Source organism: Metabacillus sp. GQ13, from assembly GCF_059758525.1.
On sequence record NZ_JCAXET010000001.1, the window covers coordinates 200,640 to 220,961 of the forward strand.

17 protein-coding genes and 1 riboswitch are annotated in these 20,322 nt (G+C 34.3%); of the genes, 10 read left to right on the plus strand and 7 right to left on the minus strand.

Annotated elements, in window-relative coordinates; translation table 11 throughout:
* The first annotated feature begins 427 nt into the window (after window positions 1-427).
* The 3 genes from wecB to AC6CHR_RS01075 are packed head-to-tail and all read left to right on the plus strand — an operon-like array spanning window position 428 to window position 3,319.
* Window positions 428-1,519 (plus strand): non-hydrolyzing UDP-N-acetylglucosamine 2-epimerase, encoded by a 1,092-nt coding sequence (wecB, locus tag AC6CHR_RS01065; RefSeq protein ID WP_498246591.1) that lies wholly within the window; start codon window positions 428-430, stop codon window positions 1,517-1,519.
* The gene (locus AC6CHR_RS01070; protein WP_498246592.1) at window positions 1,512-2,498 is read left to right on the plus strand and encodes a polysaccharide biosynthesis protein; all 987 of its coding nucleotides are present in this window, start codon (window positions 1,512-1,514) and stop codon (window positions 2,496-2,498) included. Before wecB ends, AC6CHR_RS01070 begins: the two co-directional genes overlap by 8 nt.
* Window positions 2,498-3,319 carry a dTDP-4-dehydrorhamnose reductase family protein gene (locus AC6CHR_RS01075; RefSeq protein ID WP_498246593.1) on the plus strand — a complete coding sequence of 274 codons (822 nt, stop codon included), beginning with the start codon at window positions 2,498-2,500 and terminating at the stop codon, window positions 3,317-3,319. Before AC6CHR_RS01070 ends, AC6CHR_RS01075 begins: the two co-directional genes overlap by 1 nt.
* A 161-nt stretch (window positions 3,320-3,480) precedes the next feature.
* Here AC6CHR_RS01075 and AC6CHR_RS01080 read toward each other — a convergent pair whose 3' ends face one another.
* Complete coding sequence (locus tag AC6CHR_RS01080; RefSeq protein ID WP_498246594.1) at window positions 3,481-4,692, minus strand: glycosyltransferase family 4 protein; 1,212 nt, start codon at window positions 4,690-4,692, stop codon at window positions 3,481-3,483.
* Between the two features lie 415 nt (window positions 4,693-5,107).
* Between AC6CHR_RS01080 and AC6CHR_RS01085 the strand changes: the two genes are divergently transcribed.
* From AC6CHR_RS01085 to AC6CHR_RS01095, 3 genes are all read left to right on the plus strand, one after another.
* Complete coding sequence (locus AC6CHR_RS01085; RefSeq protein ID WP_498246595.1) at window positions 5,108-6,007, plus strand: NAD-dependent epimerase/dehydratase family protein; 900 nt, start codon at window positions 5,108-5,110, stop codon at window positions 6,005-6,007.
* Window positions 6,008-6,305: 298 nt separating this feature from the next.
* The gene (locus tag AC6CHR_RS01090; RefSeq protein WP_498246596.1) at window positions 6,306-7,028 is read left to right on the plus strand and encodes a glycosyltransferase family 2 protein; all 723 of its coding nucleotides are present in this window, start codon (window positions 6,306-6,308) and stop codon (window positions 7,026-7,028) included.
* 32 nt (window positions 7,029-7,060) lie between these two features.
* A complete protein-coding gene (locus AC6CHR_RS01095; RefSeq protein ID WP_498246597.1) occupies window positions 7,061-7,786 on the plus strand; it encodes a sulfotransferase family 2 domain-containing protein in 726 nt (241 codons plus the stop codon).
* 60 nt (window positions 7,787-7,846) lie between these two features.
* On the opposite strand, the gene AC6CHR_RS01100 is transcribed toward AC6CHR_RS01095, so the two are convergent.
* Together AC6CHR_RS01100 and AC6CHR_RS01105 are read right to left on the minus strand one after the other, a co-directional pair.
* Complete coding sequence (locus AC6CHR_RS01100) at window positions 7,847-8,980, minus strand: glycosyltransferase family 4 protein (protein WP_498246598.1); 1,134 nt, start codon at window positions 8,978-8,980, stop codon at window positions 7,847-7,849.
* Between the two features lie 90 nt (window positions 8,981-9,070).
* The gene (locus tag AC6CHR_RS01105) at window positions 9,071-9,214 is read right to left on the minus strand and encodes a hypothetical protein (RefSeq protein ID WP_498246599.1); all 144 of its coding nucleotides are present in this window, start codon (window positions 9,212-9,214) and stop codon (window positions 9,071-9,073) included.
* Between the two features lie 257 nt (window positions 9,215-9,471).
* Here AC6CHR_RS01105 and AC6CHR_RS01110 point away from each other — a divergent pair, with 257 nt between their 5' ends.
* Window positions 9,472-10,188: a glycosyltransferase gene (locus AC6CHR_RS01110; protein ID WP_498246600.1), complete on the plus strand. Its 717-nt coding sequence runs from the start codon at window positions 9,472-9,474 to the stop codon at window positions 10,186-10,188.
* Between the two features lie 254 nt (window positions 10,189-10,442).
* Here the strand turns inward: AC6CHR_RS01110 and katA are convergent, their stop codons facing one another.
* The 3 genes from katA to metE form a co-directional block, all read right to left on the minus strand.
* A complete protein-coding gene (katA, locus tag AC6CHR_RS01115) occupies window positions 10,443-11,897 on the minus strand; it encodes a catalase KatA (protein WP_498246601.1) in 1,455 nt (484 codons plus the stop codon).
* Window positions 11,898-12,634: 737 nt separating this feature from the next.
* Complete coding sequence (locus AC6CHR_RS01120; protein ID WP_498246602.1) at window positions 12,635-14,053, minus strand: NAD-dependent succinate-semialdehyde dehydrogenase; 1,419 nt, start codon at window positions 14,051-14,053, stop codon at window positions 12,635-12,637.
* A 273-nt stretch (window positions 14,054-14,326) separates the two neighbouring features.
* Window positions 14,327-16,615, minus strand: a complete 2,289-nt coding sequence (metE, locus tag AC6CHR_RS01125) for a 5-methyltetrahydropteroyltriglutamate--homocysteine S-methyltransferase (protein WP_498246603.1) — start codon at window positions 16,613-16,615, stop codon at window positions 14,327-14,329.
* A 172-nt stretch (window positions 16,616-16,787) separates the two neighbouring features.
* Window positions 16,788-16,977: riboswitch (cobalamin riboswitch) on the minus strand.
* 319 nt (window positions 16,978-17,296) lie between these two features.
* Here metE and AC6CHR_RS01130 point away from each other — a divergent pair.
* The 3 genes from AC6CHR_RS01130 to AC6CHR_RS01140 all read left to right on the plus strand — a co-directional run bounded on the left by AC6CHR_RS01130 (window position 17,297) and on the right by AC6CHR_RS01140 (window position 18,812).
* Window positions 17,297-17,830: an STM3941 family protein gene (locus AC6CHR_RS01130; protein ID WP_498246604.1), complete on the plus strand. Its 534-nt coding sequence runs from the start codon at window positions 17,297-17,299 to the stop codon at window positions 17,828-17,830.
* A 328-nt stretch (window positions 17,831-18,158) separates the two neighbouring features.
* Window positions 18,159-18,530 (plus strand): hypothetical protein, encoded by a 372-nt coding sequence (locus tag AC6CHR_RS01135; protein WP_498246605.1) that lies wholly within the window; start codon window positions 18,159-18,161, stop codon window positions 18,528-18,530.
* Window positions 18,531-18,689: 159 nt separating this feature from the next.
* On the plus strand, window positions 18,690-18,812 hold the full coding sequence (locus AC6CHR_RS01140; RefSeq protein ID WP_498246606.1) for a hypothetical protein: 123 nt from the start codon (window positions 18,690-18,692) through the stop codon (window positions 18,810-18,812).
* 204 nt (window positions 18,813-19,016) lie between these two features.
* On the opposite strand, the gene AC6CHR_RS01145 is transcribed toward AC6CHR_RS01140, so the two are convergent.
* Window positions 19,017-20,312: a DEAD/DEAH box helicase gene (locus tag AC6CHR_RS01145; protein WP_498246607.1), complete on the minus strand. Its 1,296-nt coding sequence runs from the start codon at window positions 20,310-20,312 to the stop codon at window positions 19,017-19,019.
* Between the last annotated feature and the right edge of the window lie 10 nt (window positions 20,313-20,322).

Sequence of the window (20,322 nt, forward strand, 5' to 3'; positions counted from 1 at the left end):
GCTTTCATTTGTTTCTCCGCTTCTAAAATAAGAAGTTCCATCTAACAATTAACAATAAAACAACAATAAATTAACATAATAATACCTCCTTTTCGGAATTCAAATAGGCTGTCAACCAATCTTCTTCATCTTTTATCCATATATACAACTCATTTACTACCCAATTTACACGTTGCCATTAAACGCGAAAGATAAAAGTTAAAATCACATACCCCTTTTGTCAAAACCAGTGCCTCTCTTCGGTCTCTTTGTCTTTTTAATGATAGTAGTCTAGTAATAAAATGCTAAAAAAATTTAATGGATTTTTCTATTGAAATATATTGAAAAGTTAATAGAGTTGCCTATAGCAGTAAAAGAGTTATTGCATATGGTATAAAAGAAAGCTTGATTAAGAGACGGTACTGTAAAAAAAATAAGGAGCTTTGACATGAAAGTAATGACAATTTTAGGGACACGGCCAGAAATTATCCGATTAAGTTTGATCATTAAGAAACTGGATCGTTTTGCCGAAAAACATATTTTAGTTAATACAGGACAAAATTTCACTTCTTCATTAAGTGATATATTTTTCCAACAATTAAATATTAGAAATCCAGACTATACCTTGTCAAATCATCAACAATCTCTAGGGAGTCAGCTATCACTTATGTATTCTCGATTGGAAACTATATTTTTAAAAGAAAAACCTGATAAAGTTTTAGTACTGGGAGATACAAATAGTGGTTTAAGTGCAATATTAGCAGAAAGAATGGATATACCTGTCATTCATATGGAAGCTGGTAATAGATGCTTTGATTTAGAGGTACCTGAAGAAAAAAACCGACGTGTGATCGATGCAATTTCTAGCATTAATCTCCCTTACACACCTCAAAGCAAAGAAAACTTAGTCAATGAAGGTATTCCTCGAAATCGCATTATGGTCTCTGGTAACCCAATTAATGAAGTTTTAGAACATTATAACAATAAGATCGAAAAGAGCGATGTTCTTAAAACATTAGGGCTAGCAAAGAACGATTACTTTTTAGTCACAATACATCGTGCTGAAAATGTTGATCATGAAGATCGCCTTCTTGAAATTTTTGACGGCATCAACAAAGTTGCTGAAATATATGGGAAACGGATTATCTGTAGTATACACCCACGCACAAAATCACGGGTTAATAAAAGCTCAAAATTTGAGACCCATCCTTTGGTTGAATTTCATGAACCGTTTGGATTTTTTGAATTCGTCAAACTTGAAAAAAATGCTTATTGTGTATTGACTGATAGCGGGACTGTTCAGGAAGAATGTTGTCTGTTTCAGGTTCCAACTGTAACAATTCGTAAAACAACAGAACGACCAGAAACGATTGAATGTGGAAGCAATATGTTATCAGGAATCAATGCCAGTCGAATTGTCCATTCCGTTCATACAATGGTAAACCAATCAAATAACTGGTCATTTCCAGAAGGATATAAGCATAAAAACGTTTCAGATAAAGTAGTTAAAATAATCTTAGGAGGCATGAAAGTTGTTTAAAAATCAAACAGTTTTAGTTACAGGTGGTACTGGATCATGGGGTCACGAGTTAGTCAAACAGCTTTTAACTTATAATCCTAATGAAATTCGGATCGTTTCAAGAAATGAATCAAACCAATTTTCAATGAAACAAGAGTTTGATAACAATCCCAAATTGAAGTTTATTATTGGCGATATTAAAGAAAAAGATGTATTAATAGAAGCATGTCAAAATGTTGATTTTGTCTATCATTTAGCAGCATTAAAACACGTTCCAGTTTGTGAGGATCAACCTATTGAAGCTTTAAAAACAAACGTCATTGGTACTCAGAATGTAATCGATGCAGCTATCCAGTGTAATGTTAAAAGAGTTGTTTATATTTCTACAGATAAAGCCTCAAACCCATCCAATTTTTACGGATTATCTAAAGCGATGGGAGAGCGATTAATTATTCATGCTAATACTTTACAGACAAAAACTAGATTTGTTTGTATAAGGGGCGGTAATGTTTTAGGGACAAATGGTAGTGTGTTACATGTATTTAAAAAGCAAATAATCGATAAGCAAAAGGTAGGGATTACTGATTTAAATATGACACGATTTTTCTTAACGTTAGAGGACGCTATTAAACTAGTTTTTAAAGCTACATTTGAAAGTATCGGTGGAGAAATCTTTGTCATGAAAATGCCTGCTTGCAAAATTATCGATATTGCCCACGTTTTAATTGAAGCTTCTAAATTAGAAAATGTAAAAATAGAAATTCTCGGTATTCGACCTGGAGAAAAAATTAATGAATTATTACTATCGAAGTATGAAAGCCAAAAAACAGTCGTTTTTGATGAAGAGTATTTTGTCATCCTTCCCTCTATTCAGCTTCCAGGTTTAACGGAGCATTATTCAAAATATCAACCTGTGAACTTAGAAAGTTATCATTCTGGGACAGGATTAATGAGCCAAGAAGAAATCAAGGAAATGTTAATGAAAGGTGGATTCATTTAATGAGAATATTGATCCTTGGTGGAAAAGGAATGGCTGGGCATATGATGACATCATATTTCAAGCAAAAACCACAATATGATGTACTTTATACATCAAGGGATCCGAACGATAAAAAAGGTCTATATTTAAATGTTACTGATTTTAAAAGATTAGAGGCAATAATCGAAAATACAAAACCCGATATCATCATAAATTGTATAGGTATTTTAAATGATGATGCCAGTAATAATCCGTTGCTGGCCTTCCAAGTTAATAGCCTGCTGCCTCACCAATTAGCAAAATTAGCAGAACGTTATCAGGGGAAAATTATTCAAATCAGTACAGACTGCGTATTTTCGGGTGTGAAGGGCGACTATATTGAAACGGACATTCCTGATGGAACAACTGTATATTCCCAGTCTAAACAATTAGGTGAGATCGTTAGTGATAAACATTTAACGATTCGAACATCTATAATTGGCCCCGAGTTAAAAGACGATGGGATTGGTTTATTTTTGTGGTTTATGAAACAAAATGGGCGGATTAATGGCTACGAACGTGTCTTTTGGAATGGTGTCACGACCCTTGAATTAGCTAAGGCTGTCGAGGAAATGATGAACAATAATATTACTGGATTATATCATTTAGGATCTAATCAAAAAGTATCGAAGTATCACTTACTAACACTGTTCAAGAAAATTTTCAATAAAACGGATTTAGAAATCACTCCAGATTCCACCATTTCACAAGATAGAACCATCAAAAATACGAGAACTGATTTTCAATACACATTACCTAATTATGAAGAAATGTTAACTGAATTGAAAGGTTGGATGAACTAACCAAGCATAAGCTGAATTCAACCATTCTGATAGAGGAAAAGCGATTGTCGCCCGCTTTTCTAAACAATTATCAGACGAGCCTAGCTCCATGATAATCAAACTAAAAAACCCACTTCCATTAACAGTGAGTTATTAGTTTGTGTTAGTAAAAAAATAGAGCCTCATTGGATATTTTTATACTTTTTCAACATTGCACTTTGATAAATTTCTAACACTCGTTTAACAGCTTCACTCTGGCTCCAATGTGTAAGTGCCCACTTTCGAGCATTTGAACCAAGGCTTTCCCGATATGACTGGTGTTCAAGTAAATAATTGATATTAGCGGATAAATTACTAGAATTTTTTGCAAGTGAAATAACTCCTGTTTTCCCATGGTCAACCATTTCAGGTAAACCACCTGCATCACTTACGATAACTGCTTTCCCTGCTATTTGCGCTTCTATCACGGATAATGGTTGATTTTCGATAAGACTAGGAAGGACAAATATATCCGAAATTGACAATAAATAAGGCACGTCATCTCGATTCCCCATAAAGATGACATCTTTTTCCAACTTTAATGTTTTGCTTTGTTTTTTTATCTCTGTTAACTTATCTCCTTCACCGACGATCCAACAAATCCAGTCATTTCGACTATTACTTAATTCTTTAAGTGATGATATCAAATAATTAACACCTTTAAGTTCTGTTATTCTTCCTGCATAGATGATAAGTTTCTTATCGGTTTGGTTTTCTACTGGAGATTTCTGTTTCATTTTCGCATCGAATTGTTCAATATCGTACCCATAGTGAGAAAGTCTTATTTGTTCATTAGGAACTTGAAATTCATTCATTAAAATATTCTTCATCCATTCATTAGCCACGACTGTCATGTCAGCAGAAGTAGCACCGTCATATTCAAGTTCATCGAAATACTTGCATGCCACCTGAGAGGTATCTGTCTTATTGACATTCAGTAAGTAATGTCGCAGTTCATGTGCAACACAACCATGAAGTGTAGCTACTAATACTGTTTTTTCTGGCCTTATTCGATTTATACTCACTGTTGATAGTACGTCTTGTGTATGAATTAAATCGTACTTTTCTAAACCCAATTCATTAACCCCATGTTCATAGCCATAACGTTTCATTTCATAATAATTTACAACCGGATCTTTATAAGGAGAAGGTTGAGATTGTTTAAATAGTTTAGGCTTTTTTACATCAATACTCCGATTTTGATTGACGATGTGTACATAGTTATTTCCCTCACCATATCCCAGCAAATCAACCTCGTTCCCTAGCAATTCAAGATTTTTTTTTAATTGCAGCATATAATTCCATACGCCACCTACATGTGGAACTACCCAAAACGTAGCAAGTAATATTTTCATCTGACATCTCCTTTATTCATATTTAGACATTTAACGTAAATGGTTCTATTTATATACGTATTCAGGTAAACGATATTGTTATAGACTAATGTCACTTTTAAGTGAACAATATTTTTAGATTAGAAGAAGGCATACCATTAAAGAAACTTATTTTAATCAGCAATACTCCAAAATCATGTTAATCGTTAATAGACCTAGGTTTCATTCATCTATCACTATTCGAATTGCTAGGGAATCCAAACAGTAATGATCTACTTTTAAAAATAGTGAAACTAATTGAATAGCCTGTAGCACCGAGGTTATAAAAACATACTATATGATATAGAAGGAACAATGAAATTGTCTATCCCTATGAACCTGTTAAAAAGGAAAAGGTTGATATTCTAAAAGATTTAATGAAGAAGGATGAGGAATCATGAATCAACAAGGGAAATTATTAATTACCGGGGCAAGTGGTTTTACAGGTCAACACGCCTGTAAACATTTCTTAGATGCAGGATATGATCTTACAGTCGTGTTAAGAAAAACATCTACACTACCTGAAAACGTTCAAATGGAACTATGTGATCTGACAAATAAACTAGCTGTGAAAAAACTCATTGAAAGGGCAAAACCAGACTTTGTGCTACATTTAGCCGGACAAAATCATGTTGGCGAATCTTGGTTACACCCTATTGATTCATTGGAAGTGAATTCATTCTCTACAGCTTATTTAATCGAAGCAATAAGAGCGGTAAATCCTGCTTGTAAAATTGTCGTTACTGGCTCCGCACTCCAATATGATCCCGCATTGATCTCTACCCTCACACATCCCTATAGTTTAAGTAAAACACTCCAAGCAATCATCTCACAAGCATGGTCAATTTTATTTAATATGAACATTGTCCTAGCTAAGCCTACCAATCTAATAGGCCCTGGTTTCTCAAATGGTATTTGTTCTTTACTAGCACAAAAAATAGTAGATATGGAAGAAGGAACAGCTACTAAAGTACTTGAGGTTGAAAATGTCTTAACTATGCGGGATTTTCTTGATGTCAGAGATGCTATACGTGCTTATGAAACTCTTTTAACCAAAGGAAAACCTGGAGAAACATATGAGGTTGCGACCGGAAATATTCGTACGTTGGGAGAAATAATCAACGAATATAAGTCATTAACACCAATTGAATTTGAGATAAAATCGCGACTAAATGTTCAAACGGAAAAACAAATAACAAATATCCCATCAAACCTCTTTGAATTGGGTTGGAAACCTGTTTATCACATTCAATCATCATTAAAAGATATTCTTAACTTCCACCGCCAAAATCTATAGCCATTTCTGGTTTATTTACTATTTAATTCCCGTCTATTTTCGAAAAGATTGTTGTTTTTCATAATAAATACTTCATTACTAACTTTACCTATCTTTGTGCTCTTTTCGTTAAATGACTCAGGCATTTTCTTTTAATGTCAACGAACAGTTTAAACGTTAATAGACGAAACCTTATACTTATAATCAACTGATTGGTTTTCAAAAATTTAAAACATTTGTCCAGATCACTTCAAATGATCATTCCATATACTAGTTAACATAAGTAGAAAAACAAAACTATTCGGAGGAGGATAGCGCAATGGATCCGAAAGTTTCTATTATTATTCCATTTTATAATTGCTCCTTTGTAGACCAAGCAATTAAAAGTGCTTTACAGCAAACCTATACCAATATCGAAATAGTACTTGTAGATGATGGTTCAACCCTATTTACTGAGAAAGTCACGGAATTTCTAGGAGATATCCGTTATGTTAGAAAAGAAAATGGAGGTACTGCCTCAGCGTTAAACAGAGGTATTAAAGAAGCAACCGGTGAATATATCGCCTGGCTGAGTTCTGATGATTATCTTCTTCCTGATAAGATTTCCAAGCAAATATCGTTTATGCTTACCCACAAAGCTATGGCTAGTTTTACAAATTATGATTTAATCGATGATAATAACCAAGTAATCTATCCGTGGCATTGCCAGAGGTTTTCGAATAATGATGAAGTTTATAAAACATTCTTAAATTATAATACAATTAATGGCTGTACAGTCATTTTAAATAAAGAGTTAGTAGACCTTGTTGGTGATTTTAATCCTTATTTTCGATACACACATGATTATGAAATGTGGTACCGAATATTAGTAAACGGCTACAAAATCCACTATTTAGATGAAGTTTTAACTAACTTCAGGATCCACGAAATGTCAGGCACAAATAAACATAAGGAAGATATGTTAAAAGAAATCACGATAATTGAAGGATCTTATAGGCATAAACTTGTTGAATACTTGAAAAAATCTGGGCTTTTATCGTAATTGCTCAACAATATATTATGGAGGAGTTTTATTTGACAAACAATGACTTAGATATTTTTATGCATATACCCAAAACTGGGGGAACAACTTTGAGTAGGATTTTTAGACAACAATACAATACCAATGAAATATTCGATCATAATTCCTTTAAAGGCATCGTTTTAGAAGCTGATCAATTAAAGGAAGATGAAAAGAATGGCATCAAAGCTGTTTCAGGTCATTATCTTTATGGTATTCACCAGTCTTTCACAAAACCTTATACGTATTTTACGATGTTACGTGATCCGGTAGATCGGGTTATTTCTTTATATTATTTTCTGCAAAACTATCAGGGATATGAGCGAGTAAAAGATATGAGCCTCGAAGAATATGTTATCAAAGAAGCTGAAGCATATAATTTCCAAACTGTTATGGCCAGTGGAATCCCTGATTATCCTGACCTCGAAAAGGCTAAGGAAACATTAAAATCATTTAAAGTTGTTGGCTTAACTGAGATGTTTGATGAATCTCTCTTTTTACTAAAAAAAGAGTATGGTTGGGAAAATATCCATTATACAAAAGAAAACATTACAAAAAAGCGACTTGCGAAAAAAGATTTACCACCTTCTACAATCAAGTTAATAAAAAAATATAATCAATTAGATATAGAATTATATAACTTTGCTAAGAAACTTTTAAATAAAAATCTAAAATCACTTAGTAAAGATGAAAAGAAACAACTGAAAATGTTTAAACACGAGCAAAGTTTATTATCATAATTATCTTCATGAGATAGGTATTTCATTTAAGAAAATTCAAAACCGGAAATTACTTATTCTCTATTCCGGTTTATGTAATGTTTTACTATAGTTTACCCCGAGTGACAAAAGCATATTAATAAAATTACGACAATAAAGATCTGGACTGAAGTGGAGTTTCACATGCTCTAGGGAATTTATACGGATACGTTCTCTTAATGGGTGGTTAGTCATCAATTCTATTGCCTGATCTACTCCTTCCTGAATATTGCCTAAGGTGTAGTACTTTCCAGTATAGTTATGAATAATAGAACTTCTTACACCATCTGAATCTGTGGTTAGCACTGGACATTTGCAGCTCATCGCTTCAAGCAACGAGTATGGCGCGCCCTCTACCTTGGAAGTCGAACATAGAAAACCTCCTGAATCGCCAATAACTGAGAAATGATCGGCCATTTGAGAATTAGGAACATTTAAGTGAAGAATAATAGCCTCTTGTTCTACTCCATTTTTCACTTTTGACTTTACCTCGGTATTAAACTCTTTTACTAGTTGTTCAAATTCAACTCTCTCTTTCGGATCACCAATAGTTGGATCACAGAACATTTGGAATTGGATGTTTGATTTAAAATGATTGATAAGTTGACGTCCTAACTCGAGAAATTCTCGCCAGTTTTTATTATCCTCAATCCGACCAATCCAAGCAATGATAGGTTCAGTCTCTTTAGGTAAAGCACGGTACGAAAAATTACTAGTATCAAAGCAATTATTAAAACTGAATTGAGGAAAGTTAGGATAAAATGTATCTATTATTTGAACGATGTGAGGTGTTTTTGGATTAAGAAATCCATCAGCATGGTTTCTTACAAGTGATATTGCAGAAATAAGAGCAGTTCTCGCTACATCTTTTGGTCCATACCCTTGAATTTCAATGATTATTTTCCCTTTGTATCCCATTTTTCTTAGTCGTGGTAACGCTTGAAAATCTGAAACGACAACGATAGCCTTATAATCTCCATCTTCAACTATTTTTTTTATTTCATTATCATCATTTGTTATATAGGTTGGAGTACCGTGATCGTTTACCAAATCTCTTCTTTTTTCATAATAAAGACAGTGACCATGAATATTATACTTTTTAAGTGCATTACATCGTTGTCGGTTTAACGTCTCAACACCGCCGCTTGGAACATAAAAAACAAATAGTATATTCATTTTTTCTCCTCGCAATTTTAGAAAGATTATCTTAGTCTTAACCCCTAACTTAATAGGCTATTTGGTTTGAACATTCTTTCTCTTTTATATTTATGCTTTGTTAAAATTGAATGGTGATTTCCGTTCCAGACGTTCTTTCCATGAGCGGTCCGGGAGCATCCTCGAAGCATCAGCATGTGGGGGTGTCTCCCCAAGACTTGCTTCATTCGCAGAAGTCTCCATCTTCCACTTCAATCAACATAGTATAGTAAATCAACCCTAAGCTTTAACATAGCCTACATTTATAACTTTTTTGACATCATACTAAATTAATATGTACCTACATTCTTTATATTCCAGTTTATGTAACTCACTTTGGTGACATCCACTAATAACTAGACTGAATTTTTGTTATTTTTATCACATATCTGAAAGTATGGATACTAAATGAATCTTAGTTTGATTAATCGTTGTTTTGTATAGAAAATATTAAAAGAGGGGTGAAAAAACGAGTGGAAAAAGTTTCTATCATTATTCCCTTTTACAATTGTCAATATGTGAACATCGCCATTGAAAGTGCTCTTAGTCAAACATATAATAATGTCGAGGTTATTGTCGTTGATGACGGGTCAACTAAATATATTGAAAAAATAAAGCCCTATTTAAACTCAATTAACTATATTAAAAAAAAGAATGGTGGTACTGCTAGTGCATTAAATACCGGTATTAGAAATGCAACAGGAGATTATTTTACATGGTTGAGCTCAGACGATATTTTCAAGCCAGATAAAACAACTAAACAATTGAATTTCATGAAAGAGAATGATGCAGCTGTTTGCTTTTCACCTTACACGATAATAAACTACGAAGGTGATTATCTAAGTACAATCCAATATCATTCTTCGAATCGAATCATGTTTACTCATCGTTTTCTCGATTATTGTCCTGTAAACGGATGTACCGTAATGACTAAAATGGATGTGTTTGATACTATTGGTTTATTTGATGAAACATTGCTTTATGCCAGTGATTACGATATGTGGTGCCGCATTGTCTTAAAATACAAATTCTTTTATTTAAATAAACCCCTTGTACTTTATCGTGATCATGAAAAAATGGGAACAAAGGTGAACCAAAAAAAAATAGAAAGAGAAACCGAGATAGTAAAAGATAGATATAAAGAACATTTAATCAATTATATTCATGTGGACCTTAGACGGAAGAAATAACAGTGTATAAAAAGGTAACAGCGAATTACCACTCATTAATCGCTTTTCACATGCCTAGGCGTCATTTGACCGAGAACGCTTTACAATAACCAACGGAGTATGGTGTCTCAAGATAATTGAGGCTTTATTTTCATTCATCTTATTTTTAGGAATCAAGCCAAAATAAAAAGCACCCAAAATGGGTGCTTTAAATGAGAATAAATGAGAATAGTTGAGAAAAATATTGAATATATCGTGTATTTACCTAGAAATTATTATTTTACTGCCTCAGGTATAGTCAACCCTAATCCTTCTGCGACACGTGTACCATATTCAGGATCTGCTTTATAGAAGTGACCGATTTGACGAAGTTTAATGTCTTCTCGTTCAACAGGCATCATCGCACCTACGACATTTGATACTAGATGTGCGCGTTGTACTTCTGTCATTAAACGGTATAAGTCACCAGCTTGTGTGTAATGATCATTGTGATCATATCCTACACTGTCTGCAACACCAGAAACTGGGAATGCTGCTTGTTTATTTTCAGGTGTCTCAGTTGGTCCATTTAAGCTGTTAGGCTCATAATAAACTGATTTTCCGCCATTACCATCAAAACGCATTTGACCATCACGTTGATAGTTATTCACTTCATTTTTTGCACGGTTAATTGGCAATGCTTGATGATTTGCACCGACACGGTAACGATGCGCATCAGCATAAGCAAATAATCTACCTTGAAGCATTTTATCTGGTGATACATCAACACCAGGAACAAGTGTACCGGGTGAGAATGTTGCTTGTTCAACTTCAGCAAAATAGTTTTCTGGGTTTCTATCTAATACCATACGACCAACTTCGATTAGTGGGTAGTCTTTTTGTGACCAAACCTTTGTAACATCAAATGGGTCAAATCGGTACGTATCAGCATCTTCTACTGGCATGATTTGTACAAATAATTTCCATGCTGGGAAATCACCCTTTTCGATTGCATTAAATAAATCTTCAGTATGATAATCAGGATTTTCGCCTGCGATTTGCGCTGCTAGTTCCGGGCTAATATTTTTAACACCTTGTTCAGTTTTAAAGTGATATTTAATCCAAACTCCATCACCTTCAGCATTCGTCCATTTAAATGTATGACTACCAAATCCATGCATATGACGTAACGTTGCTGGAATTCCTCGATCAGACATCAAAATCGTTACTTGGTGTAAAGATTCCGGTGATAATGACCAAAAATCCCATACAGCTGTTGGATTCTTTAAATGTGTTTGTGGATTCCTTTTCTGTGTATGTATGAAATCAGGGAATTTGATTGCATCACGGATAAAGAATACTGGTGTATTGTTTCCGACTATATCGTAGTTACCATCTTCCGTATAAAATTTTACAGCAAAACCACGTGGGTCACGAACTGTATCAGCAGATCCTAATTCACCAGCAACAGTAGAAAAACGAATAAACATTGGTGTGCGTTTTCCAACTTCTGAAAGAAAGTCTGCCTTCGTATATTGTGACAGGTTATTTGTTACTTCAAAATAACCATGTGCACCAGCTCCTTTTGCATGAACAACACGTTCTGGAACACGTTCTCTATTAAAATGCGCTAGTTTTTCTAAAAGGTGTACATCTTGTAGTAAAGTCGGGCCACGCCCTCCAGCAGTCATTGAATTCTGGTTGTCCCCTACTGGAGCACCCCAGCTTGTAGTTAGTTTATTATTAGTCATTTTTAGAATCACCTCATGTTTTATTTGAATATAATATTATAATAACATGTCTCAGATAGAAATCAATACTTTTTTATAATTATTATAATTTAATACTAATAATTAGTTGCGTACTTGCAGAATGAGTTCAATACAACTGATAAAAAAGATACCTAAATGAACATAGTAATCTTCTACTTGTTCATTAACCCTTTTTATACCTATGAATATGGTCGTTAAACTAGTACAATAAAATCTAGCTTTTTTAAATTGCCTTTTCAACAGTTCGATTTCTGTGCTTATTTTGTCTTTTATGAAATTATCATTCGTTATGAAACACCAAAAATAAGACTTTACTTTATAATCTACTCCCGCAGATTATTGTAGAATGTATGAGCCATCGAAACAAATTCAAATGGAAAGAGAGGGTTTTCTTTTGGTAAAATAGATTATTTTATATCAACACATTGGGTCAGGGGAGTAACTTTTAGATTGATTCCAATATTATTAAGAATAAGAAAACTTTAATAAAACTGTATTAAATACACTAAAAATATCAAATAGTATTTTATAGGAAATCGTTAAATTCCACTAATATTAAAAAGTACCTCCATCAGGTCTTATAGGCCAAAGTAAGGCCAGACCGACGCATTTACTATTCTAGTATCGGTGAAAAAACCATTTTATTTAGGTTAAAAGTTCTACAACGGAAGAATTGAGAGTAAAAAAAGCTCAGCATTTAAGCCAAGCTGTTCTTCTCATAAACCAAGCGAAATATATTTCACTTCCAAATATTCTTCAATACCTTGATGACCACCTTCACGTCCGATACCACTCTGTTTAAAACCGCCAAATGGCGCTTGTGGTGTGGAAGGAAGTCCATCATTAAGACCTATAATTCCATATTCAAGTGCTTCTGTGATTTGAATGCCTCTCGTTATATTTTCTGTAAAGACATATGCTGCTAATCCATAGATTGAATTGTTAGCTCGTTCGATAACCTCATTAACGGAATGAAATTTTGTAATTGGAGCAACAGGACCAAAAGTCTCTTCTATCATGCATAGCATATCGTCATTAATATTTGAAAGAACGGTTGGTTCAATGTATAAACCATTATTCTTTTTCCCACCTGTTTCAATTTTTGCACCCTTGGCAATTGCATCATCTATATGGTTAAAAACTTTAGTAACAGCAGCTTGATCGATTAGAGGACCAATGTCTGTGCTCTCATCCATTCCGTTTCCAGTAGATAACTCTTTTACTTTTATGACAAATTTGTTAATGAAAGCATGATAAATAGATTCTTGTACATATATTCGATTTGCACAAATGCATGTTTGCCCTGCATTACGAAATTTTGCTGCGATCACTCCATCAACAGTTTTATCTAAATCGGCATCTTCTAGTATAATAACTGGTGCATGACCACCAAGTTCTAGAGACAGCTTTTTAACGGTTTGCGCCGATTGTTTCATTAATTCTTTGCCAACTTTTGTTGAACCTGTAAATGTTAATTTACGTACTCGATCATCTTTAAGCCAAACCTCACCTATTTCCTTTGCATCACCAGTTATTACATTTATTACACCTCTAGGTATGCCCGCCTTCTCTGCAAGTAATACTAGTTTGAGCGCAGTTAATGGCGTTTGTTCGGCCGGTTTAATCACAACGGTACACCCTGCTGCTAGCGCAGGAGCCACTTTTCTAGTAATCATTGCTGCTGGAAAATTCCAAGGGGTAATGACGGCTACAACACCAACTGGCTGTTTTTGGACGAGAATTCGCTTATTTCGTTGCGTTGCAGGAATCGTTTCTCCATAAATTCTTTTTGCCTCTTCCGCATACCATGAAATAAATCCATTTGCATAGTTTATTTCACCCAGTGCTTCTTTCAATGGCTTTCCCTGCTCCATCGTCATTGTTTCTGCTAGATCATCACGGTGTAACGTAATCAGATCATACCATTTCCTGAGTAGGTCTGAACGTTCATATGCTGAATAAGCCGACCAATCTCGGAACGCAGAACTGGCAGCTTCAATTGCTTTGTTTGCTTCATTTGCTCCACCATTTGGAACTGTTGCTATGACTTCATGGTTTGCAGGATTTATCACTTCTGTCGTCGGTAAACCCTCACCTGTCCATACCCCATTAATAAATATGTGAAATTTTTCCATCGATGTTATACCTCCTACATTGGAATCCACTCTTTTTAACATTTAAAATGATATCTTTTAAATATTCATTTAGATAGCTCTTTTCAATCTATCTAATACTTTTCCCTCCTATATTAATTGTAATCTAAAAGACTTTCATTTATCTTGCTCAGTATCCTATTCCAATACAAATTTATGCCCTTCCTTAAACATATATATTTAAAAACGGAAAAAACACTACATACCCCAAAGGGTAGTAGTGCCTTTACCTTTATCTATTCTCTTCGATTTTACTTAAACTGTTTCAACGGCTTGAATTTTTTCTCTGTATACATGTGCTGCATTAACCATAACTTTTAGTGCTGCTACAGTCTCTTCTTCACCTCTCGTTTTCAAGCCACAATCTGGATTCACCCAAAACGCACGATAATCCAAGACTTCCAGTGCACGTTTCATATTTTGTGTAATCTCCTCTAATGCAGGTACACGGGGACTATGAATATCATATACTCCTAGACCAATTCCTTTGTTATAATGGTGTTTTTCAAAGGATGCAATCAATTCTCCATGACTTCTAGATGTCTCGATCGAAATAACATCTGCATCAAGGGCGTCAATAGCATGGATAATATCATCAAAATTCGAATAACACATATGTGTATGAATTTGCGTATCTTCATTGACAGAAGATGTCGCCAATTTAAAGGCATGAACAGCAGCTTGTAAATAACTTTCTGTTTTTTCTTCCTTTAAAGGCAGTCCTTCTCGTAATGCTGCCTCATCTACTTGAATCATCGTAATCCCATTTGCTTCAAGCGCTTCAACCTCTTTGCGAATTGCTAAAGCTACATGATTTAATACTTCAGTACGACTAATATCATCACGGACAAATGACCAATTAATAATGGTTACAGGGCCGGTTAGCATTCCCTTTACAGGCTTTTTAGTTAAGGTTTGTGCATAGACTGTTTCCTTCACGGTCATGTTTCCAAGACAGTAAACATCACCGAAAATAACTGGTGGTTTCACACATCGGGAGCCATAAGACTGAACCCAACCAAATTTGGTAATTGCAACACCTTCAAGCTTTTCACCAAAAAACTCAACCATATCTGTTCGTTCAAATTCTCCATGAACAAGAACATCTAATCCTAGGTCTTCTTGAATATCAATCCATTTCTTTATTTCTTTCTGAATATACTGCTCATATTGTTCAGACGTTAACTCCCCTTTTCTCCACTTCAACCGCTGTTTTCGAACTTCCTTTGTTTGAGGAAAGCTACCAATCGTTGTAGTAGGAAGTATAGGTAGATTCCATTTAGCTGAGTGTAATTCCTTCCGTTTTTCGACACTTATTCTTGAAGAAGAATAAGATTTAATATTGTGCATTGCTTCATGAACATTTTTTACATTACGATAGAATGAATGTTTAATTGAGTGTATAGCTTGATCATACTTATCAAGTTCATTCATCTTAATTTCCTCATTTAAATACCTCGTTAGCATCACAACTTCGCTTAACTTTTCATCCGCAAATGCTAAAGAACCCTTCACTTGAGATTCTAATTGCTGTTCACTGTTTATGGTCACGGGAACATGTAACAAACTACAAGACGGTTGAACCACTAAATGATTTTCATCAACAAATTCCAATATCTCTTTTACAAGTTTTGACTTATCCGTCAGGTTAGATTTCCAAATATTACGCCCGTCGATGACTCCAGCAAAAAGAACTTTATCACTAGGGAAACCATGTTTTTCTAAATTGATAACACTGACGCCTTCATCGTGTACAAAATCAACACCAATTCCCTGTACAGGTAACTGAATAATTTCTTCATAAAATTCAATGCTCTCAAAATAGGTTTGAAGAATAAGATTTACATCCTTCACACCATCATGAAACGCTGAATAAACGTCCTTAAATTCATTGATGATTTCCTTGTCCACATTTTTAACAAGAATAGGTTCATCTATTTGAATCCATTCTGCCCCAGCTTCCTTAAGTTGATTAAACACTTCGATATAAAGTGGGACAAGAGAGTTTAGTAGCTCAGATCGCTTTTGACCATCAAAGCCTTTTGAAATCGATAATAAGGTAATCGGACCTAATATAACAGGTTTCCCTATAATGTTTAGCTTTTCCTTAGCCTCTAAAAACAAGCGTAATAATCGATTATCTACTAATTTAGGCTGTGCTTCTTTTAACTCAGGAACAATATAATGGTAATTTGTATTAAACCATTTCGTCATTTCAGAAGCTATTTTCCCCTTACTTCCTCTCGCGATCTCGAAATATTGGTTTAAAGAAAACGTCTGAGCTATAGTTTTAAATCGTTCTGGAATTAATCCAAACATTGATGCTGTATCTAAAACATGATCATAATAACTAAAATCTCCAACAGGAATGAGATCGATTCCTTTTTCATGTTGTTTACTTAAATGTGTTAAACGGATTTGTTCCATTTCATTATGAAATTGTTCTTCATTTATTTGCTGTGACCAAAATAATTCTAATACTTTTTTCCATTCGCGATTCTCACCAATTCTTGGGTACCCGATATTTGAACTTTTAATTGTCATTTGAGGAACTCCTTTTCTATGTAACTAAAGTTTTAAACTATTTTTTCCCATTAAAAAAAGCCTCTCTATGGGACAATAAGAGAGACGAACGATAGGCATAGTTAACTAGAGTTGAAATGAATATTAAATGGTTTCAACATATGACCACCACTCCTCCCTATTTCGCGTAGGTAATAAGTGCATACAACAGGCAGGTCTCCTGACTTAGGTTCATCACTTAATATCCCTTCCCATTTCTAGTTGAAACAGTGGATTGTAATCAAGCTCCCCTTAACAGTGGCGCGACCGTGTCGGTTTTTCACCGAACTTCCCTTTTAAGTTAAAAGTGATTTACTTTTAACACCTATTGACTGAACATTATTAAATTTTAAATAATTAAAGCTTGTGACTTACAATAAATCATTTTGAATGTTTTATCAAGAGTTTTCTCCTAATTTTTATCAAACTAGTTATCAGGTATCATTTGTTTACATAATAATATTATTGTATATAAGGTGTTATGTAATTATCCTGAAACGTTATAAGCATTCTTCCTATTTTAGATATATCAGTTAATTTTTGTTAATTATGTGGTATAATTATAGATTAAAGGGTTTTTTCAGGTTTCTATGACAATGAGAATAGCAACAAACATAAAGAAATAGCCTAAAAACAGCTTACATATAACCTGGAGGAGTCCAAATGGAAGAAAATTTTTATATGTCGAAAATAAAAACGTTTAGTGCTTTTTTCATCATGCTTATTTTCACTTCCGCTTTTCTAGTATTTACAATTAATATGCTTCTATCCGACGGTGTTTCTCTAATCGCTATTTTTTTTAGCCTAAGTTTGATCCTATTTGTATGGTGCACATATATGATTGGAAAGCAACTATTCGGGATCGATCCGTTCATTTCTGTTAGTCCTTCTGGAATAACACTAAATGGTCCTCTTAAACTTGGCTTTGTTCGTTGGGATGATATTGAAGGATTCCTACCCTATCAACATAAAACCATTAGATTTCTAGCTATCGTACTTAAAGACGAAGAGCGTTTTATCGAACAATTACCTAAGAATAGTAAAATGATGGCGAAGATTAACCAAAAGACTGGCTTCCCCGCTTTTAGTTTTTCATTAAACTATTTGAAGGAAAAAGAGCAGTTAATTGATATCTTAATGAAATATGAAGTTGCTTTCTTTGTTCCTGATGATGAGGATCAAAGTGATGAACAGTAAAAGTAAGTGAATGAGTACGAGAAAAAACAAACATCTCAACATTCATTAGACCTTGTTATAAAATTCGTCACCAACATGGCTTATTATGTAGTAAAATGTAATTATCTGCGGTTTCCCGAGAAATAATAGCCGCTGTGATTACTTTACTTTCCTATTTCTTCATTTAACAACGGGGGCGACGGGCTCATCTGTTATTGTTTATACTACGATCTCCACTTCAAAAATAATTAACTACTTTTAAATAACTAGACATATGCCGTTACACTCCACTAAAACCTACATAAACTTATATGGTCTCATCACTTTTCAAACTAAGGAGTGTTCCTTTATGAATCCATATCATCATCATTATTATTATGATGTATCACAACAAGATCAAATACATTATCCACAATATTCTTCCTTTCATCAACAAATGCCTTTTGAAACAAATAGACAACCCACTGGGCTTGAGCGAAGGGTTACTGCCGTTGAGAATCAAAATGAGCGACAAACTCGGGAACTTACACGTCTAAATGAAGAATTAAAAAGGCAAAATCGAGAACATAACCGCTTAAATAAAGAAGTCACCAGACTAAACAGTGAATTTATCCGCACAAATCAGCAGCATACACGTAGACTAAATCGCTTAAATCAACGTTTACGAGATGTAGAGAAAAAATTAGATTTACCATTTACGCCTGGCGAAAGTGGATTTTAGGCTCTCTCTTAAGATTCTAGCTGAGTTGACATGATAATTAGTTAGGTTAGGCTATTTACATTCACAGACTATATGTCCGCAAAAATTTCTAGAAATGACTAATAATCCCCTCTTATTTGAGAAAAATAAACGTATTGAAAAAGAGAGGGGGCCTGCAAAATGACAAATAAAAACGATAATCGTGAACGTAAAAATAAATACCCGAAGAATAAGCAAGATACTGAATTTTCAAAGGAAATTAACATTCGAAGTGAACTGACTAAGAAAGATCTACAAAAATAAAGATTGTTTTTGCAAGGGTTGTTTTATATCGAAAAAGGCTAACATTATACACTCCCATTACAAAAGGTGAGAGGATATCATCCTCTCACCTTTTTCATAGTTTTGATTTTTGAAGTATAGAAAACGGTAAACATCCATCTCCAGTGGGTCTACCTAGAAAAAGTTAGCTACCATGTTCGTGCTGAACAGATACATCTCTTTGTTCTATCGAGTTCTTCGTCTACCTTGAGGACCTGATTGATTTTTAGATCTATTATCATCCCTTTTGGGTCTTGATGAAGAATTTGAATGATTTCTTCTGAGATTGTCTCTGGTTGCAGGACGTCTAGACTTTTTAATTTCCTCGGCTCTCTCTTCTTGATAATCTTCTTTATCTGGAACACTTATTCCTTTAATGACTTGTTTTTCTAATGTTTGATTTATTCCCTTTTCAATCATTCGTAAGAAATCTAAATCTTTTGGAGCAACTAAAGTATATGCAACACCGTCACCACCAGCACGACCTGTTCGACCAATCCGATGGACGTAACTTTCTACATCATGTGGAATATCATAGTTAAATACATGGGTAACACCTTCTACATCAAGACCCCTTGCTGCAACATCTGTAGCAACTAAAAACTGTGTTTTCGCTTCACGAAATCGTTTCATTGCCTTTTCACGTTTTGATTGTGTTAAATCACCATGAAGCTCATCCGATTCGTATCCACTAGTAATAAGTGCTTCTTGAAGCTTTTTAGCACGGATTTTCGTCCGACAAAAAATGATTCCAAGAAATGGACGCTGTTCTTCCAATAAATGCAGAAGTGTCGCCTGCTTTCTTCGGTCAGTTGTTTCAACTACAATTTGTTTAATTTCGTCAACTGTAATTTGTTTTGCCTTTACTTGAATATTCTCTGGGTCTATCATGTACTTTTTAGCGAGTGAACGAATTTCATTAGGCATTGTCGCAGAAAAAAGCATTGTTTGCCGTGTAGATAATGTTTCAAAAATGATATCATCTACTTCCGGAAGAAAACCCATATGAAGCATTTGATCTGCTTCATCTAAAACAAGCTTTTGAACAGTAGAAAGGTCAACTGTATTACGGCGTATATGGTCTAGCAACCGTCCAGGAGTTGCCACGACAATATGCTGTGCACCTTTTAATTTTTTTAATTGATGATTAACGTCTTGACCCCCATAAACAGCTAATACTTGAGCTCCCTCTATATTCTCAATCATTTTTTTGATTTCTTTCGTAATTTGTTGGGCTAATTCACGGGTAGGCGTTAAAATAAGAGCTTGGATTTCAGGATTATTCACATCAAGCTTTTCTAGAATCGGTAGCACAAAAGCTAGTGTCTTCCCAGTTCCTGTTTGAGCCTGGGCAATGATATCCTTTCCTTCCAACACGGATGGGATTGTTTTTTCTTGGATAGGTGTTGGAGTCGTAAGTCCTAATGATTTTAATGTATGGTATATTTCTTTTCGTATGCCAAGTTGTAAAAAATCGGGCAAAATGATCACT

Excerpts from the sequence above, each read along its gene's own strand:
- AC6CHR_RS01080 (WP_498246594.1), bottom strand. The coding sequence starts at position 4,692 with ATGAAAATATTACTTGCTACGTTTTGGGTAGTTCCACATGTAGGTGGC.
- AC6CHR_RS01085 (WP_498246595.1), top strand. The coding sequence starts at position 5,108 with ATGAATCAACAAGGGAAATTATTAATTACCGGGGCAAGTGGTTTTACA.
- AC6CHR_RS01075 (WP_498246593.1), top strand. The coding sequence starts at position 2,498 with ATGAGAATATTGATCCTTGGTGGAAAAGGAATGGCTGGGCATATGATG.
- AC6CHR_RS01100 (WP_498246598.1), bottom strand. The coding sequence starts at position 8,980 with ATGAATATACTATTTGTTTTTTATGTTCCAAGCGGCGGTGTTGAGACG.
- metE (WP_498246603.1), bottom strand. The coding sequence starts at position 16,615 with ATGACAATTAAAAGTTCAAATATCGGGTACCCAAGAATTGGTGAGAAT.
- katA (WP_498246601.1), bottom strand. The coding sequence starts at position 11,897 with ATGACTAATAATAAACTAACTACAAGCTGGGGTGCTCCAGTAGGGGAC.
- AC6CHR_RS01130 (WP_498246604.1), top strand. The coding sequence starts at position 17,297 with ATGGAAGAAAATTTTTATATGTCGAAAATAAAAACGTTTAGTGCTTTT.
- AC6CHR_RS01140 (WP_498246606.1), top strand. The coding sequence starts at position 18,690 with ATGACAAATAAAAACGATAATCGTGAACGTAAAAATAAATACCCGAAG.
- AC6CHR_RS01135 (WP_498246605.1), top strand. The coding sequence starts at position 18,159 with ATGAATCCATATCATCATCATTATTATTATGATGTATCACAACAAGAT.
- AC6CHR_RS01090 (WP_498246596.1), top strand. The coding sequence starts at position 6,306 with ATGGATCCGAAAGTTTCTATTATTATTCCATTTTATAATTGCTCCTTT.
- wecB (WP_498246591.1), top strand. The coding sequence starts at position 428 with ATGAAAGTAATGACAATTTTAGGGACACGGCCAGAAATTATCCGATTA.
- AC6CHR_RS01120 (WP_498246602.1), bottom strand. The coding sequence starts at position 14,053 with ATGGAAAAATTTCACATATTTATTAATGGGGTATGGACAGGTGAGGGT.